At 26.6% G+C, this 17711-nt stretch carries 14 protein-coding genes; all 14 read right to left on the bottom strand.

Annotated elements, in window-relative coordinates:
- Positions 1–231 precede the first annotated feature (231 nt).
- Positions 232–2808 carry a sensor histidine kinase gene (locus AELL_RS03050; RefSeq protein ID WP_118916533.1) on the bottom strand — a complete coding sequence of 859 codons (2577 nt, stop codon included), beginning with the start codon at positions 2806–2808 and terminating at the stop codon, positions 232–234.
- A 12-nt stretch (positions 2809–2820) separates the two neighbouring features.
- A complete protein-coding gene (locus tag AELL_RS03045) occupies positions 2821–4620 on the bottom strand; it encodes an HD domain-containing phosphohydrolase (protein ID WP_118916532.1) in 1800 nt (599 codons plus the stop codon).
- A gap of 138 nt (positions 4621–4758) precedes the next feature.
- A complete protein-coding gene (gene ftsH, locus AELL_RS03040) occupies positions 4759–6738 on the bottom strand; it encodes an ATP-dependent zinc metalloprotease FtsH (protein ID WP_118916531.1) in 1980 nt (659 codons plus the stop codon).
- A 2-nt stretch (positions 6739–6740) separates the two neighbouring features.
- Entirely contained in the window at positions 6741–7559 is an 819-nt protein-coding gene (locus AELL_RS03035) for a 50S ribosomal protein L11 methyltransferase (protein ID WP_118916530.1), read from the bottom strand.
- 93 nt (positions 7560–7652) lie between these two features.
- Positions 7653–8585 (bottom strand): tRNA dihydrouridine synthase, encoded by a 933-nt coding sequence (locus tag AELL_RS03030; RefSeq protein WP_118916529.1) that lies wholly within the window; start codon positions 8583–8585, stop codon positions 7653–7655.
- Positions 8585–9598 carry a hypothetical protein gene (locus AELL_RS03025; RefSeq protein ID WP_118916528.1) on the bottom strand — a complete coding sequence of 338 codons (1014 nt, stop codon included), beginning with the start codon at positions 9596–9598 and terminating at the stop codon, positions 8585–8587. The genes AELL_RS03030 and AELL_RS03025 overlap by 1 nt, the downstream gene beginning before the upstream one ends.
- 61 nt (positions 9599–9659) lie before the next feature.
- Positions 9660–10115: a 23S rRNA (pseudouridine(1915)-N(3))-methyltransferase RlmH gene (locus AELL_RS03020; RefSeq protein ID WP_118916527.1), complete on the bottom strand. Its 456-nt coding sequence runs from the start codon at positions 10113–10115 to the stop codon at positions 9660–9662.
- The gene (locus tag AELL_RS03015) at positions 10105–10716 is read right to left on the bottom strand and encodes a thiamine phosphate synthase (RefSeq protein ID WP_118916526.1); all 612 of its coding nucleotides are present in this window, start codon (positions 10714–10716) and stop codon (positions 10105–10107) included. Before AELL_RS03015 ends, AELL_RS03020 begins: the two co-directional genes overlap by 11 nt.
- A 3-nt stretch (positions 10717–10719) precedes the next feature.
- The gene (accD, locus tag AELL_RS03010; RefSeq protein ID WP_118916525.1) at positions 10720–11586 is read right to left on the bottom strand and encodes an acetyl-CoA carboxylase, carboxyltransferase subunit beta; all 867 of its coding nucleotides are present in this window, start codon (positions 11584–11586) and stop codon (positions 10720–10722) included.
- Between the two features lie 12 nt (positions 11587–11598).
- On the bottom strand, positions 11599–12813 hold the full coding sequence (gene metK / locus AELL_RS03005) for a methionine adenosyltransferase (RefSeq protein ID WP_164967222.1): 1215 nt from the start codon (positions 12811–12813) through the stop codon (positions 11599–11601).
- Between the two features lie 173 nt (positions 12814–12986).
- The gene (locus AELL_RS14215) at positions 12987–13217 is read right to left on the bottom strand and encodes a hypothetical protein (RefSeq protein ID WP_129096290.1); all 231 of its coding nucleotides are present in this window, start codon (positions 13215–13217) and stop codon (positions 12987–12989) included.
- Positions 13195–14967, bottom strand: coding sequence for a Na/Pi cotransporter family protein (locus AELL_RS03000; protein WP_118916523.1), 1773 nt, complete (start codon positions 14965–14967; stop codon positions 13195–13197). Before AELL_RS03000 ends, AELL_RS14215 begins: the two co-directional genes overlap by 23 nt.
- A 4-nt stretch (positions 14968–14971) precedes the next feature.
- Positions 14972–16774: a glutamine--fructose-6-phosphate transaminase (isomerizing) gene (gene glmS, locus AELL_RS02995; protein WP_118916522.1), complete on the bottom strand. Its 1803-nt coding sequence runs from the start codon at positions 16772–16774 to the stop codon at positions 14972–14974.
- A gap of 84 nt (positions 16775–16858) precedes the next feature.
- A complete protein-coding gene (locus AELL_RS02990; RefSeq protein ID WP_118916521.1) occupies positions 16859–17632 on the bottom strand; it encodes an inositol monophosphatase family protein in 774 nt (257 codons plus the stop codon).
- Between the last annotated feature and the right edge of the window lie 79 nt (positions 17633–17711).

The following is a 17711-nucleotide window of genomic DNA, read 5'->3' as shown; positions in this document are numbered from 1 at the left end:
TTTGATTATTTTGTTGTAAATTATTATAAAATATTATAATTAGAGGGAAAAAGAAAGAAGCAGAAGAGAGTTTACACTTTTAATGAAATGGTTATTATAAAAATCAAATATTTTCATATCAATCTCTCCTTTTTTGTTTTTTAAAGTGCTTAAGTATAATTAATAAATCTTTGTTTGTCAATAGTTTATTTACTTTTTGGATTAAATTTTCTAAAATTTAATCCAAATTAATTAGTTATTATTAATTGGCAATTTTATAGTGAAAATTGCACCTTCATCATCATTTTTAACTTCTATTTTTCCACCCATATTATTTTCAATAATCAATTTTGACATATAAAGACCAATTCCTGTACCCTTACTTTCATCTTTAGTTGTAAAATATGGTTCAAATATTTTGTTTATTATCTCTTCACTTATTCCTTTTCCATTATCTTTTATTGAAATAAGAATATTACTATCTTCAATTTTTGTTTGAACTATTACAAGAGGATTCTCTATTTTATTTTCAAAAATTGCATCTTTTGCATTTGTAAGAATATTTAATATTACTTGTGAAAATTCATTTGGGAAACCATAAAACTTTGGTTCTTCTAAAGAAAAATATTTTTCTAATTTTATATGATGATGTTCAAATGTTGATTCAACTAACTCTATTGCTTTAAATACATTTTCATTTATACTAAACTCTTCTTTTGCTTTATTTGGTTTGAAAAAATTTCTAAAATCATCTATTGTTTTAGACATACTATTTGTAAGCATTGTTGCTTTATTTATTGATTTACTCATCATATTTTCATTTAATTCTCCTATATCATAAGAAAATTTCAGATTTTGTAAAACTAAGCCTAATGCATTTAAAGGTTGTCTCCATTGATGAGCAATATTTCCAATCATTTCACCCATTGCTGCTAGTCTTGTTTGTTGGATTAAAAGTTGTTCTTGTTCTTTTTGTTTTGAAGTTTCTAAAATTACTTTTTGTTCTAAATTACTATTTAATTTTTTCTCTTCAATTATTAGTTTCTCTATTTTTGTTGCCATTTCATTAAATGAATTTTCTAATTGACCTATTTCATCTTTTGAAGTTACTTTTATTCTATAATCTAATTCATTATTAGCAAATTTTTTCGTTCCAATTAATATATGGTCAATTTTTTTACTTAAATATCCAGACATTAGTAAGGCAATTATAATAATTAATATAACCATTGCAAAGGTAATTATTGTCAATTCATTTATTAAAGCTTTTATAAAACTTTTTATCTCAAATTGATTTTCTGTCATTATTTCTGACATATTTTCAGTTTGATTTTTTAATATATCCAAAACATCACTTTTAGTTTTATTAGCAGCTGCATGAAAATCATCAACACTAGCTCCAATAGTTACAAATCCAAATCCTCGTTTAGAATTTGCATATTTACCTGTATAATATGGAATAGCAGCAGCAGTTGTTAGTTTCCAAACATTACTCCAATTAATAATAAATGACCCATAACCTCCATTTTCTGTTAATTGCATCCAACCTTCACATTGAGGTGCAAAATTTAGATATCTACAATCAAGACCAACATTTCCATCCTCTTTTAGCTGTTTTAAATTTGGTTTTTTATTTAAACTTTGTTCTTCAAATTTTGGATAATCTTTTAAAAACTCATTTATATTTTTATTAGATTGATAATATTTCTCAGCCAAATCAGCACTTAACCAAGGCATAACTCTTTCACCTGTATTTTTATCATATCCAAGAATCGAATAATCTCTTGGATGAGCAATACTTTTCCCTTCATAATCCCACATAAATGCATAATTACCTAAAGTAGCATCTGAAATATTTTGTTTTAAACTTGTATTAGTTGGATTAACTGTATTTGTATATTCTTGTATATGTCTGTGGTCTAAAGCTAGTGAAACATAACCTATTTTTTCACCATTTTTATAAACCGGTGTAATAAATCTAACTATACCTTCAAATCTTTTTCCTAAAGGATTTTCAACTCCTGCATATCCATAATTATTTGGTTCAAATTCAATTCCAGCTTTTTTTGCTTTTTCTTTAGTAAATGTCCCAATAACTTTTGTTCCTACATATTCACCTATAACATCTGAAACATAAATTTCATTCTGTTTTAATTTTTTTATTTCTTCAAAATATTTTTCAGCTTTTACATATGTATTTTTGCTATTTGATACATCAACTTTTTCTTTATTAAGTGATGAAACTTTGTATTTTTCAACACCATTTAGATCAAAAAATGATATCTCTTTATAAATTGGAATATTTTTCGTTTTGTAATTTATAGGATCAATATAATTAAACTCTTTTTCATTATCTTTTAAAGTTGCTGTTTTTTTATCTCTTTCAATACTTTTAAACTCTTCTTTAGATTTATATGTATTTGTTTCATCATCATAATAATATTCTGAATGAATAGTAATATCTTTATTTTTTGATTCATAAAAACTATCTAAAATTTTTTGGTTTAAATCCAATTTTGATAAAAAAATCAAATCTTTATCTCTTTCATATAAAAACTCAGCAACTTGATTTGCTATTTGATAAGAGATTTTTTCTAAAGAATCTTGAGATTTTTTATCTAAATTCTTAATACTATCTTCAATTGAAGCATTTGCTGTATTTATAATTATCTCTTTACTTTGATTATATAAAAAAGTTGTACTTTTATTTAAGTAAGTATCTAATTTCAATACTCCTTCATAAGCAATATAAGCAATAAATAATAAAGGAAGAATTTTTATTAAAATAAAAATTATAATTAATTTAATCCTAATACTTAAATTCTTCATACTGTTTCCTTTTTAAATTTCATATATATCCTTATATTTATCTCTTATAGCCAAGAATTCATCTAAATTGTTAAAAAAAACATCTATTAATTCTGGATCAAAATATTTCCCTTTTTCGTCATTAAAATATTCGTATATTTTTTCTAAACTCCAAGCTTTTTTGTAAACTCTTTCACTACTTAAAGCATCAAAAACATCTGCAATTGCAGTTATTCTTCCAAAAATATGAATCTCTTTTTCTTTTAAGCCTAAAGGATAACCTGTTCCATCCCATTTTTCATGATGAGTATAAGAGACAATTCCAGCAGTTTTTAAAGTCTCTCTTTTTGAATTTTTTAATATTTCATAACCGATTTGAGTGTGTGTTTTCATAATTTCCCACTCTTCTTGAGTTAATTTTCCAGCTTTGTTCAATATTGCATCAGGAATCCCAATTTTACCAATATCATGCATTGGAGAAGCCATAAAAAGTCTATTAATATCATCATTATTTAGATTTATTTTTTGTGCAAATAATTTTGAATATTCAGCAACTCTTTTTACGTGATTTCCTGTTTCTGAACTTCTTGTTTCTCCTATTTCCCCAAGTTTATATATAATCTCTCTTTGTGTCTCTTCTAACTCTTCATACAAATTTTTAATTTCTGTTATATCATGGCTTATTTGCATATATTCAATAACTTTTCCTTCATCATTTTTTAAAGGGAAAATAGTCACATTAAGAGTAAATTCTTGATTATTTTTATTTTGATAAGAGAGTTTTCCTTTCCAAATTTTTCCATTAAACATCTCATCTATTTGTTTATAATCTCCAAACATTGAATAAGGTTTATTTAATAATTCATTTTTTGAATATAAACTTATATTGTAAAATGCTTCATTTGCATAAATAATATTTTTGTCTAAATCTACTCTTAAAATTATATTACTTTCATCAATTGCCTCTTTATAAGCATTTACAACCCTAATAGTTTCATTTAAGTTAAGTTCACTTTTTTGTGTCATATTTTCAAAATAATTTTTTGATAATTCTAAATCCGTAATATCATTTGCCAAAGAGATAAATTCTTGAATATTCCCATCTAAATCTAAAATTGGTTTTATAATTAAATCAACGAAATATTCATTACCATTTTTTGAAAGATTTTTTACACGACCTTGCCAAGATTTTTTTTCTATTTTGATTTTTTTCCACATATCTATAAATATAGTTTTATCCATATTAGGATGGCTAACTATATTATGAGATTTTCCTAAAATTTCCTCTTTTTTATATCCAGAAATTTTTTCAAAAGGTTCATTTACATAAGTTATTATTCCATCTTTTGTAGCTTTTGAAATAATTGAACGTTCATCAACTATATCTTTATACTGTTTTAGCGTATTATAAATCTCTTTATTCTCTTTTTCTAGATTTACATTTTTTGCAATAGTTGCCAAAGTTTCACTAAGAGAAAATAGATTAAGAGGTTTTGTAAGATAATTTGTTACTTTTAATTTTATAGCTTCAAATAAATAATCAGTATCATTAAAAGCAGTAATTATTACAATTGGAACATTGGGGTCAATTTCTTTGATTTTTTTAATCATTTGAATGCCATTCATAATAGGCATTTGAATATCAGTTATTATTAAGTCAGGTCTATTTTTTTCAAAAGTATCTAAACCCTCTTGTCCATTTTTAGCAACAAAAAGTTTATTAACTTTGTTTTGTAAAAAAAATTCTAATTCTTCTCTTGTACTATCATCATCTTCTACATATAATAGAGTTGTTTTTTTTAAATAATAAAAGAAATCTTGTTCTTTATTCATAATTTTTCCTTTAAATTAAGGAGTCTTTCTTAAATTATATTATACAAAACAATAGTATCAAGATAGTATCTATAAATCATTCTTTAAATAGATTAGATAAATTTATCTAATCTATTTTTATTAAATTATTTTTCTAAATTACTCTTCTTTAGATTCAACATTATTTACAATTGCTTCTGAATGTAAATCTTCTTCTTCGAAAACTTTTCCACCATTTTCTTTAATGATTTCTCTTACTCTTTCACCAGTTATTACTTCTACATCTAATAATTCTGATGTCATTTGTTCAATTGCAGCACTATTATCTCTTAATGCTTGTAAAACTATTTCATATCTTTCATTTAATACTTTTTTTACATGGTCATCTAAATCTTTTGCCATTGCATCAGAAAAATCTTTTTGTGTTTGTCCACCTAAGAATTGATTCGTTCTTCTTTCAAGTACCATTAATCCAGCAATATCACTCATACCATAAATAGTAGCCATTGATTTGATAATTCCAGTTGCTCTTTCAAGGTCATTTCCAGCACCTGTAGAAATTTCTCCAATAAATACTTGTTCTGCTGCTCTTCCTCCAAGAAGAACATCAACTTCAGCTAGTAACTCATGTTTTTGCATTAAATATTTATTTTCTTCTGGAGTATTTAAAGTATATCCAAGCGCAGCTAAACCTCTTGGAACAATAGATACTTTATTTACTTTATTTGCACCTTTTGTAATCTCTGCAATTAATGCATGTCCAGATTCGTGATAAGCAACAATTTTTCTCTCTTTAGGAGAAATTCTTCTTGATTTCTTTTCAAGTCCAGCAATTTGTCTCTCAACTGCTTCTTTAAAATCACTTGGCTCAACTTCATCTTTGTTTGCTCTACCTGCAAGAAGGGCTGCTTCATTTATAATATTTGCTAAATCAGCACCCGCAAGTCCTGCTGTCATTTTTGCAATTTCTTTTAAATCCACATTTTTTGCTAATTTAACATCTTTAATATGTACATTTAAAATTTCAATTCTTCCCTCATAATCAGGTTTATCAACTAAAACTTGTCTATCAAATCTTCCTGGTCTTAGTAACGCTGGGTCAAGAACTTCTGGTCTATTAGTTGCTGCTAATACAATAACAGGTGCATGTTCTGTTGAGAATCCATCCATTTCAGCTAAAAGCTGATTTAATGTTTGTTCTCTTTCATCATTTCCACCCATTGGACCGCCACTTGCTCTACTTTTACCAATAGCATCAATCTCGTCAATAAAAATAATTGCAGGAGCAACTTTTTTTGCTTGTTCAAACAAATCTCTAACTCTTGAAGCACCAACTCCTACGAACATTTCAATAAATGCAGAACCTGAAACTGATAAAAACTCAACATCAGCCTCTCCAGCAACTGCTTTTGCTAAAAGTGTTTTACCTGTACCTGGAGGTCCTACTAATAAAACACCTTTTGGAATTTGAGCACCAAGTCTTACATATCTATCTGGTGATTTTAAGAAATCAACAACTTCTTGAACTTCCTCTTTTGCCTCTTTATTCCCAGCCATGTCATCAAATTTTACATTTGGTTTTTCAGAATTAATCATCTTTTTAGATGAACCTATTCCGAGAATTCCTCCTGAACCACCACCCATTGATTTTTGCATTCTTTTAGCAATAAACATCCAAATAGCAAAGAAAATAAATATTGGTAAAACCCAACCAAATAAAATATCAGCTAAAATATTTTCTTCATTGATTCCACCATATCCTATTGCATTTTTTTCTAGTTCAGGGATTAGTGTTTCATCAGGAACAACTCTTCTTGCAGTATATGTTATAACTTGTCCACCATCACCTTTAGAGATAGCTCTAATTTGTGTGTTTCCTATTCCTACATATTCGATTTTTCCTGAACTAATTAATTTCTTTAAATCAGAATATGCAATTGTTTTATTTGCTGTTTGTCCAAATGCTTGGATATTTGAATTTGAACTTCCTACTTGGTCTTCTGGAAAAATTGCTTTAAATGCAAATATAGTTACAATTGAAAAAATTACAAATATTAATAATGGGTTATTATTAAAAAAGTTATTATTATTTCCATTATTTGCATTGTTATTGTTATTATTTTGTTGTTTTTTAGCCATAACTAAAACTCCTTATTATTCTTAAATACAACTGTAACCCATTCATTTTTATGAATAAGTTTCACTTGTTCTAAATCTTTAAATTTACTTAATACTCTATTTATATGTTTATCTAAAATACCTGAAATTATTAATAATCCATTTTCATTTAGACATTTTTTTAAATCATTTGCAATCATAACTAATACATCAGCTACTATATTTGCAATAACTACATCATATTTTTTAGTTGTTTTATTTGTTGAACCAACCCAAGAATCATTAAATGTAACACCATTTAATTCAAAATTTGATTTTGTATCAACTATACAAACTTCATCTGTATCACATATATCAACTACACACCCTTTTTTAGCTGCTGCAATTGCTAAAATACCACTTCCTGTTCCCACATCTAAAACAGTTTGTTTTTCTTTTACAAATTCATCAATTGCTTCTATACAAGAAGATGTTGTTTCATGGTGTCCTGAACCAAAAGATAAAGCTGGGTCAATTATAATATCTATTTTATTCTCTTTTTCTTCTTCCCATGATGGTCTAATAAAAAAGTTTCCAACTTCAACTGATTTCACAGATTTTTGATATTCTTTTATCCAATCTATATTCTCTTTTTTATCATATGAAATATTACAGTTTGTATTTAATGCTTTAGAGAACTCTTCGATTCCAAATTTTATATCTTCAAGTTCTTCTTCACTTCGAACAATTAAAGTACCTTCATTTTCTTCGATTGCATCTGTTGTTAGTGATTCTAATAAATCTAAAAAAAGTTCATAATGATTATCTGGTTTTAAAGCTAATTCAAAATAGTATTTAGACAAATATTTCCTTTATTAAAAAATTGTTTATAATTTCTTTACTTATAAAAAGTGTAATATTCTATCTAAATAACTTTTGAATCTAATTAAAAAGGTTTAAAAAAAGTTTTCTATCATATCTCTCATGACATCTACATCAGAGATTTTATTTACAATATCTCTAAATTCATTGGCACCTGTGTAACCTTTAGAGTAAGCGTGTAATAATTTTCTAAACATTATTGCACCATGTGGTCCATGAAACTTTAACATAGCATCATAATGTTCTAAAATTATCTCTTTTTTCTTTTCATTTGAAATATTTTCTATTCCATGTTTTAACTGATAAAATACCCAAGGTTTTCCAATCGCACCTCGACCTATCATAACTCCATTTGCTTTTGTATATTCTAATACTTCTTTTGCTTTTTCGTAATCTTTTATATCACCATTTGCAATAACAGGAATAGATACAGCTTCTTTCATCATTTTAATTGCATCATAATCAACTGGAGCTTTATATTTCCCAGCTCTTGTTCTTCCATGAACTGATACAAAATCAACTCCACAAGCTTCAACTGCTTTTCCTATTTCAACTGGAATTTTTTCATTTACACCAAGTCTTACTTTTGCACTTGTATATTGTTTTTTAGAGTATTTTTTAACTGTAGATAAAATCTCTTCAAGTTTTTTTAAATCTCCTAAAAGATTTGAACCTGAACCATGATTAAAAACCTTTGGAGCAGGACATCCGCAGTTTAAATCAATTCCATCAATCCCTTCAACATCATTCAAAATTTCAACAGCAGCTTTTACTAAATCTACGCTATTCCCAGCAATTTGAACGAAATATGGATCTTCTGTTGGAGATTTTTCTATCATTTTGAGTGTTCTTGCAGATTTATAAACTAAGGCATTTGAAGAAATCATTTCAGAGATAGTTAAATCAGCACCAAATTTTTTTACAACCGACCTAAAAGGTAAATCTGTATAACCTGCTAGTGGTGCTAAAACCACTAGAGGTTTGCTAAAATCAAGTTTATTATTCATTATTTATAAGATATCGTTTCTAAGTTATAGTGTTTTCCAGACTCTTTTAAATCCAGAAGTGCTTTAAATGCAGTAAATTTATTATCAGGAGTTAAAGAAACTATCTCTTTAACTTTATCAATCATTTCATATTCACATAATACATGTAAATATGCAGTTGTTGCTTCTTCAACTTCATTTGATAATTTTTCAAAAATAGCAATTATTTGATCAGGTTTTAATATTTTTTCATAATTTTTTGCTAATGCTAAATAATCATCTTTTGTAAAATCTATATCTTTAACAATTGCTAAAATCTCTTCAGCCGTAAATCCAAACTCATTATTTGCTGCATCTTTTTCAAAAAGTTTAAATGCCAACTCTTTATCAAGTTTAATATTTTTATAAACTTTTTTAACTGTTGTCATAGTTTTTTCTGCCAATACATTTTCAAATGATTGTCTAACTACATTTGAAGAATAGTTTTCAGATTTTTTTAATACATCAACTGCAAAATCAATTTGCTCATTAACTTTATTTAAAAGATTTAGATTTGCTAATTTTGATGTTTCATTTATTTTGAAAGATTTGTCACTTACATATTTCCCATCATTAATATCTTGGATATTTCCAACAATTTTATTTAACTCTTCATTTGAAGATGTAAATCTTTCATCTTTTGGTGTTATTTTAAATTGAGATAGGATTGAAGATAAATTTCTAAAATCTTTTGTTCTAAACTTAACTACATTAGTTTTTTCTAACAATTGTGATTTAACAAACTCTATCATTGCTTCATGATCTTTATTTACTGCTCTTTGTTTGAAATAGTTAATTAATCCATAAAAAATTATATGTAAGTATGTAACTAATGTTAAAACTACAACTGGAAATATAATCCAAACTGATACAGGTAAATTTAAAGAATATCCAAGTAGTGAAATTTCATATTCACCTAACTCTAAGCTATATGCATATCCAAATACTGCAATAATAAATATTATTGAAGAGATGATATATTTTTTAAGACCCATCTTCTTTCCTTTTTATAAGACTTTCTTTTACTATTTTTCATTATACAAAAATGTTTATAAATTACTTATGATATGGATGATTGTTTTGAATACATAAGCTTCTAAATATCTGTTCTGTTAAAACAACATTTGCAACTTTATGAGCCATAGTTAAATCACTAAGTGAAATCACACTATCACATTTTTGTAAAAATTCTCTTTGAAATCCATATGCTCCACCAATAAAAAAATTAACTTCATTTTTATTTTCAATTAAATTTGAAAAAGCATATGTATCAACTTTTTTGCCTAAAACATCAAGTGCAATATTGTAGCCTTTTAGTAATGGTTCATAAGTTTCACTATATGATTGTTGAGCCTCTTTTTCACCAATAGTTTGGGCTTTTGCTATATTTTTATTAAAAATATATAAAACTTCAACTTTTGCATATTTTGAAGACATTTTTACAAATTCTTGTATAATCGAATCAAAATTATCTTTTGATGGTTTTAATATAGAATAAATATTAATTTTCATTAAAAAAACCACTTCCTATAACATTAAATCTAACATTTTCTATAATATCATCCATTTTAACTCCACCAATAGCACAAACTGGATGTTTTGAAATTTTTGCTAAATATGAAATTTTAGAACCTATTATTGAACTTACATCTTTTGTATTTGTATTTCTGTAAGCTCCTAAACCTATCATATCTAAAGGCAATTCATTAGCCTCTAAAATCTCTATTTCATTGTGAGTTGAAAGACCAAGTAATTTATCTTTTATTTTTGCTTTTATTAATTTTATAGCTATTTTTTTATCATTATGTATTTTAGAAAAATCTTCTTGACCTAAATGTAATCCATCAGCATATTCTATTAATTCAATTTTGTCATTTATGATTATTGGAATATTCAGATTTGATTTTAAATATAAAAGATTTGTTTTTTGTTCTTCAATTGATGAAATTTTATCTCTATATTGAACTAATTTCACATCATTTTTTTTACATAAATCAACAAATTTTTTTAAAGAGATATTTTTTTTAAGTAGTGTTTCATAATCACATAAGATATATAAGTAATTAAAGGCTTTAAGTTCAAAACCTAAAGCCTTTTCTAAATTTGAAATCATTTATTAGCTAATTTTTTCTTTTTGAAACATACTTAAAAGGTCTGTTAAAGTTTGTTTCATTTTTGATCTATTAACAACCATATCAATAGAACCTTTTTCTAGTAAGAACTCTGCTCTTTGGAAACCTGCTGGTAAATCAGCTCCTATTGTTTGTTTAATAACTCTTTGACCTGCAAATCCAATTAACGCACCTGGTTCTGCCATAATAATATCACCTAAAAAAGCAAATGATGCAGAAACTCCACCCATTGTTGGGTCAGTTAATATTGAAATATATGGAAGTTTTGCATGATCTAATTTTTTAAGAGCTGCAGAAGTTTTTGCCATTTGCATTAATGCAAAAGTTGACTCTTGCATTCTTGCACCTCCTGAAGCAGAGATAATAATTAAACCTTGATGTTTTTCAATGGCTCTATTTACAGCTCGTACTATTTTTTCACCTTCAACAGAACCTAAACTTCCACCCATAAAAGCAAAGTCAAAAACAACCATTTGTACAGGAATACCATTTATTGTACATTCACCACTAACAACAGATGATGTTCTTCCTGTATTTTTTAAAGCTTCATCAACTCTTTTTTTGTAAGAAGTTTTATCAACAAATTTTAATGGATCATTTGGCTTTAGATTTGCATCATATTCAACAAAACTATCTTTATCTGTTAAAATCTCAATTCTTCTTTTTGCACCAATTCTCATATGAAAATTACATTTTGGGCAAATGTTATCTTGATTTTCTACCTCTTTAAAAAACATCAATGCACTACATTCTGGACATTTTACCCAGTGACTTGGTGCATCTTTTTTTGTTGGCTGTTCTTTTGATTTTGTATCAAAAGATATTTTGCTAAATAAGTTTCTTAAATCCATAATAATCCTTTATTATTTTTGAATGTTTTCAAATTTATCTAATTCGTCTAATTTTTCCCAAGGATAATCGCTTTGACCAACTTGCCCACGTGCAGCAACATCTGCATAAAGGAAAGTTTTTTCGCTTGGTTTATCTAAGGCAAATTTTTCTGTAATCCATCTTGGTGTTAATGGAAAAGTGTCCATTACAAATTGTGATAAAGTATCATCATCAAATTTTGTAAATGTTCCCATTGTATCAACTGCAACTGAAGTTGGACGTGCAACACCAATTGCATATGAAATTTGAACTATTGCTTTTTTTGCAAGTCCAGAAGCAACAATATGTTTTGCTATCCAACGTGCAGCATAAAGTCCACTTCTATCAACTTTTGTATAATCTTTTGAACTTTGTGCTCCACCACCAATTGGTGCATATCCACCAAATGAATCAACGATTAATTTTCTTCCTGTTAATCCACTATCGTGTAAAGAAGAGTGATTTACATATCTTCCTGTTGGATTAATATGAATAATTGTTGATTTTTTATCATACATATTTGTAGGAAGTCCAGCATCATCAATTAAACCTTGAATTAATGCTCTTACTTCTTCAATTGGCATTCCCTCAACAGAAGGTGCACTTACAACTATTGTATGAATTTTTTGTGGTTTACAATTTTCAAAATTCTCTTTTGTACCATAATCAACTGTAACTTGAGTTTTAATATCAACTCCTAGTTTTTGATTATGATGTAAAGCATAATTATAAACTTTATCACATAACATTCTAGCATATGTAATAGCTGCTGGCATATAATCTGCTGTTTCACTTGAAGCAAAACCAAACATAATTCCTTGGTCACCTGCTCCAATTTCTCCAGTTGTTTGGTCAACTCCTTGAGAAATATCTGGGCTTTGTTGATTTAGTAAAACTTGAACTTTTACTTCATCAGGGTGTAAACATTGTTCTTTTGTGAATGCTGATTTTCCATCATATCCAATTTTTGCCAATGCATCTTTTACTAATTTTTCATAATCTTCAAAAGATAATTGTGCTTTTGATTTTACTTCTCCACCAATTACCACATGTTTTCCAGCAACAAATACTTCAGATGCTACACGACTATCTTTATCTTCTATAATTAATCTATCAACTATTGAGTCGGCTATAATATCTGCACATTTGTCAGGGTGTCCTGGGCTTACTACTTCACTTGTAAATAAATATTGAGTTTGTTTTTTCATTTTGTTTTCCATCCTTTGTTTTCCACAAGCCTTGCTTGAGTTGTTTTCCATCTTTTGTTTTCCATTTTTTTGTTTTCTAAAATATGTCTTAAGAAAGTTAAAATAAAAATTTAAAGAATTCAATTTGCCATAAAGACAAAAAGTTTGTAATATTAGCTAAAAATTGCTGTCATTTACTTTTTATTTTTTAACTGTTTTTTAAATTCTTTAAGAATTATTATCTCTTTTTTTAATCTTTCTTTTTCTTCTATATTATTAAGTTCTTTGATTTTTTGTTCTATTTTAGAGATTTTATCTTCGATTTTTTCTTGAAGTTTTTTTATTTTTTTCTTTTCAATTTCTTGTTTATCTTCAATTAATGACAGATATTTTTTAACTTTTTCATAAATTTTTACCAGCTTCATAGTCTTCTCCTAGTTGTTTAACAGTTGAATCTTCTATCCATAATATTTTAGCCACATTTATTAATTTATTAATAATATTATAAGCATGAGAACTATCATTTAATAAAGTTGTTGCCATTTTTTTATCAATTCTTTTCTCTCTAATTAATATATCAATTCTACCGGTTGCAATAACATCTAAACTTTTTAAATAATCTTTTAATAATTCTGATTTTGAAAGAACATCTATCTCATCTTTACTATTTTTTATCTCATTTATTGTATTTATTGTTTTTGCAATTGCTTCTCTAATATAATTATATTCATCTTTTATATAATCATTATTACTTAACAGATATTTTGAAATATTTTCTTGCAACTCTTCTGTATTTTTTACAGCTTCAGCGATATCTCTACACGCACTTCTTAAATCATACAAATAGTTTCTATCTTCACCTTCTAAATCATTTATGAAATATGTAGAATAATCTATAATATCACTATAAAGTGATTTAATTCTTGTTTGATAAAAATCTTCAATGTTCAATTCAATAATATCTGTTGACTCTTTTACAGCAGTTGATATATCAGTTTTTCCTAAATATCTATGTCTATGAAGCATAATTGCATGGCTTAAAACTTCACTTGCATTATCATATAAATGAATTATCTCTTTTCTAGTTGCTTTTAGTGCTGCAAAAGGAACAGCAACAACTTCCATATCTAAATATTTTGTTTTTTGAATATAAGCTTCTTTTTCCTCTACAAAAAGTTTTTTTAAGAAATTTACTAATTTTGGAATAAAAAATGAGAAAATTAACAATCCAAAAATATTAAATACTGTATGAAATAGTGATAATTTCATTGCAAAATCATCTTCATTAATTCCCACATGAACAGCAAGATAATCAACTATATCAACCAAATAGTATAAAAAAACTGTAACAACAACAGCTGTTATACTATTAAAAATCAATAAAGCTAATGCCATTCTTTTACTATTTGAATTTGAAACAGCAGCTCCCATTAAAGCAGTAATTGTAGTACCTATATTTGCTCCAATTGCAATTGCAATCGCATTTAAGTAAATAATTTGTCCCGTTGCTAATGCTGTAATTGTTAAAGCCAAAGTTGCACTACTTGATTGAATTATAACAGTTGCTACAATTCCAACAAGAATATAAATAAAAATTCCTTTATACCCTTCAACTGCATATTGAGATAAATCTATCCCTTGTTTTAAATCTTCAAATCCGTCTTTCATATATCCAATACCAAGAAAAACAAATCCTAAACCTAAAAGAACATTTCCTATCCCTTGAACTGATTTACTTTTATAAAATCTAAAAATCACACCGAAAATAATCATAGGTAAAGCTAAAGCTTCAATATTTATTTTCATACCAAAATATGAAACAATCCATGCTGTTGCAGTTGTTCCAACGTTTGAGCCAAAAACAACTCCAATAGCACCAGAAAGAGTAATAAGTTTTGCAGATAAAAAAGAGATTACAATAATAGAAATCAAAGAAGAACTTTGTAAAATTGCTGTTGAAACAACCCCTAAACTTATTGATTTAAAAGTTGTATCTGTACTTTTAGTAATAATCTTTTCTAGTGTTCCTCCACTAAAAAGTTTAAAACCATCTTCCATAAAATGCATACCTATTATAAATATTCCAACACCAGCTACTATAAATTTAGAATCTGCATTTTCATAAAGTAAATAGCAAAGAAGTGCTAATAAAATATACGATAGGTATTTTTTCATTATATTATTCTACAGTAACAGATTTAGCCAAGTTTCTTGGCATATCAACATCATTTCCAAGTCTTATTGAAATTTCCATTGATAAAAGTTGTAAAACAACTAACATTTCAAAAAATTCCAACATATAGTGGTCACAAGAGTTTATTTTTATAAAATCATCTGCTAAATCAAAATCAAGTGGTGAAATAGCACAAATTGTACTATCACGTGCACTTAACTCTTCAACATTTGATTTGATTTTATCATATAATAAATTTTGTGGCATTAATGCAATTGTGAATAATTCTGGGTCTGCTAATGCAATTGGTCCATGTTTCATTTCACCAGATGGATAACCTTCTGCGTGTAAATATGAAATCTCTTTTAATTTTAAAGCACCCTCTAAAGCTAATGGATAAAATACATCTCTTCCTATAAAAAAGAATCCATGACCATGCAGATATCTTTTTGATAATCTTTTTGTTTTTTCATGAATTCTATCACTTATACATAAAGTTTTAGGAACTTCTCTTAAAGTATGAATTTCATTTGCTAAAACTTCCGATGAAATTAGATTTTTTATTTTTGCAAAATATAATGATAACATCCAAAGCACAACTGTTTGAGTCGAGAAGGCTTTTGTTGAAGCAACACCTTTTTCTATTCCAGCTCTTGTTAAAATTGTATAATCAGCAGTTCTAGTCATAGAAGAGTTATCAACATTACAAATAACTAAAGTTTTAAGTCCAGCATTTTTTGCCATTTTTAAAGCTTCTAAAGTATCTGCTGTTTCCCCACTTTGAGAGATTACTACAAATAAAGTATCTTTTGTTAAAAGTGGTTCTTTATATCTAAATTCACTGGCAACTTCGATATTACATTTTATTTTTGAAAGTCTTTCAAAAAGATATGAAGATGTAAGTCCTGCATGATAAGAAGTTCCACAAGCACAAATTTTTATCTCATTTATTCCATCAAGTATTGAAGAATCTATTTCATCAAATAAAATTTCATTATCTTTTACACGTCCAATCATACAATCACTTACAACAGTACTTTGCTCATAAATCTCTTTTTCCATAAAAAATCTATATCCATCTTTTTGAGCAAATTGTTTTGAACTTGGAAGTGTTGACCAACTATAATTATCATTAAAAAACTCTATTGAATTAGCACTTACAACTCCACCAACTCCATCTTCTAAATAAACAACATCTGATGCTAATCCGATTAATGGAGCATCACTTGAAGCAAATAAAACTTCTTCTTTTTCATTTCCCTTTGCTACTATTAAAGGGCTTCCATTTTTAAAGAAAAAGATTTTTGTTGGGTCTGCTTTTGTAATTAATAAAATAGAAAAAGCACCCTCAAGTCTTGAAATAGTATTTTTAAAAGCTTTTGTTGTGTCATTTAATTGGTTATAAAAATTTTCAAAAAGATGAACAATAACTTCTGTATCAGTTTGAGATACAAATTTATGTCCTTTTTCAATCAATTCATCTTTTAACTCTTTATAATTTTCAATAATTCCATTATGAACTACATAAGAGTATTCACCCAAATGTGGATGAGCATTTAATTCTGTTGGTTTTCCATGAGTCGCCCATCTTGTATGACCTATTCCTAGATGATAATCATTAGATGCTGAACTATTTACTTTTTCTTCAAGGTTAATTAGTTTTCCTAAAGCTTTAAAAACATCAATTTTATTATCTTTAAGTACTGCAATTCCAGCACTATCATAACCTCTATACTCTAACTCTTTTAAACCATCTAATAATATTTTAGTTGTATCTTTTTTACCTATATATCCAACAATTCCACACATTTAAAAAACCTTTATTCAAATTTTAAAGTATTTATTATATTTAATAATCTCTAAATAAGCCCTTTTGAGAACTTTTTTTAATTATTATAAATTTAAATTCTTAATTAACTCATCATGAATTTTTCCATTTGTTGCAACAATATATTTGTCTTCAAATAGATTATATTCATCTCCATTTATATTTGTTATTTTTCCACCTGCTTCACTTAAAATTAAAACTCCAGCACTTACATCCCAAGGTTTTAAATTCATTTCATAATATCCTTCAAAAGTTCCTCTTGCAACTAAACATAAATCAATCGAAGCACTTCCTAATCTTCTTAAATCTTGACAAAGAGGTAAAATATCTTTTATTTTTTTTACAACATCATTCAAATCATCTTCATTTGAACCACTTGTGTATGGAAATCCAGTAGCAAGAAGTGCTTTTTGTAACTCTGTTTCATCACTAACTTTTAATTGTTTACCATTTAAAAAAGCACCTTTTCCAATCTTTGCTTCATACAATTCATCTAATATTGGATTATAAACTATTGCTAAATATGGCTTTTTATCTTTATAAACTCCAACTGAAATAGCAGTATGAGGAACTCCATTTACAAAGTTTGTTGTTCCATCAATTGGGTCAATTATAATTGAATCATTAAATTCAATATTTGCATTATCAGACTCTTCAGCAATTATATTAAACTCTTTAAATTTTTTTGTAAATTTTGCTTTTAAATAGTTTTCAACTGCAACGTCATATTTTGTTACTAAATCTTTTTTTGCTTTAAAAGTTACATCTTTATTTGAGTAATAACCTTTTTTTAAAATCTTTCCTGCTTTTTTTATTATTTTTATCAACTCTTTTTTCATTATTTTTTCCTAAATTTTTTTGTATTTTATCTAAATTATGAACAAAAATTCATATTTAATTCATTCTATATTCATATTC

The sequence above is a fragment of the Arcobacter ellisii genome, assembly GCF_003544915.1.
GTDB lineage: Bacteria > Campylobacterota > Campylobacteria > Campylobacterales > Arcobacteraceae > Aliarcobacter > Aliarcobacter ellisii.
This window is presented reverse-complemented; position numbering and strand designations above follow the sequence as displayed.

Coding starts and splice junctions, on each gene's coding strand:
- AELL_RS03030 (WP_118916529.1), bottom strand. CDS start 8,585: ATGAATAATAAACTTGATTTTAGCAAACCTCTAGTGGTTTTAGCACCA.
- AELL_RS03025 (WP_118916528.1), bottom strand. CDS start 9,598: ATGGGTCTTAAAAAATATATCATCTCTTCAATAATATTTATTATTGCA.
- accD (WP_118916525.1), bottom strand. CDS start 11,586: ATGGATTTAAGAAACTTATTTAGCAAAATATCTTTTGATACAAAATCA.
- metK (WP_164967222.1), bottom strand. CDS start 12,813: ATGAAAAAACAAACTCAATATTTATTTACAAGTGAAGTAGTAAGCCCA.
- glmS (WP_118916522.1), bottom strand. CDS start 16,774: ATGTGTGGAATTGTTGGATATATAGGTAAAAAAGATACAACTAAAATA.
- AELL_RS03020 (WP_118916527.1), bottom strand. CDS start 10,115: ATGAAAATTAATATTTATTCTATATTAAAACCATCAAAAGATAATTTT.
- AELL_RS03050 (WP_118916533.1), bottom strand. CDS start 2,808: ATGAAGAATTTAAGTATTAGGATTAAATTAATTATAATTTTTATTTTA.
- ftsH (WP_118916531.1), bottom strand. CDS start 6,738: ATGGCTAAAAAACAACAAAATAATAACAATAACAATGCAAATAATGGA.
- AELL_RS14215 (WP_129096290.1), bottom strand. CDS start 13,217: ATGAAGCTGGTAAAAATTTATGAAAAAGTTAAAAAATATCTGTCATTA.
- AELL_RS03015 (WP_118916526.1), bottom strand. CDS start 10,716: ATGATTTCAAATTTAGAAAAGGCTTTAGGTTTTGAACTTAAAGCCTTT.
- AELL_RS02990 (WP_118916521.1), bottom strand. CDS start 17,632: ATGAAAAAAGAGTTGATAAAAATAATAAAAAAAGCAGGAAAGATTTTA.
- AELL_RS03045 (WP_118916532.1), bottom strand. CDS start 4,620: ATGAATAAAGAACAAGATTTCTTTTATTATTTAAAAAAAACAACTCTA.
- AELL_RS03000 (WP_118916523.1), bottom strand. CDS start 14,967: ATGAAAAAATACCTATCGTATATTTTATTAGCACTTCTTTGCTATTTA.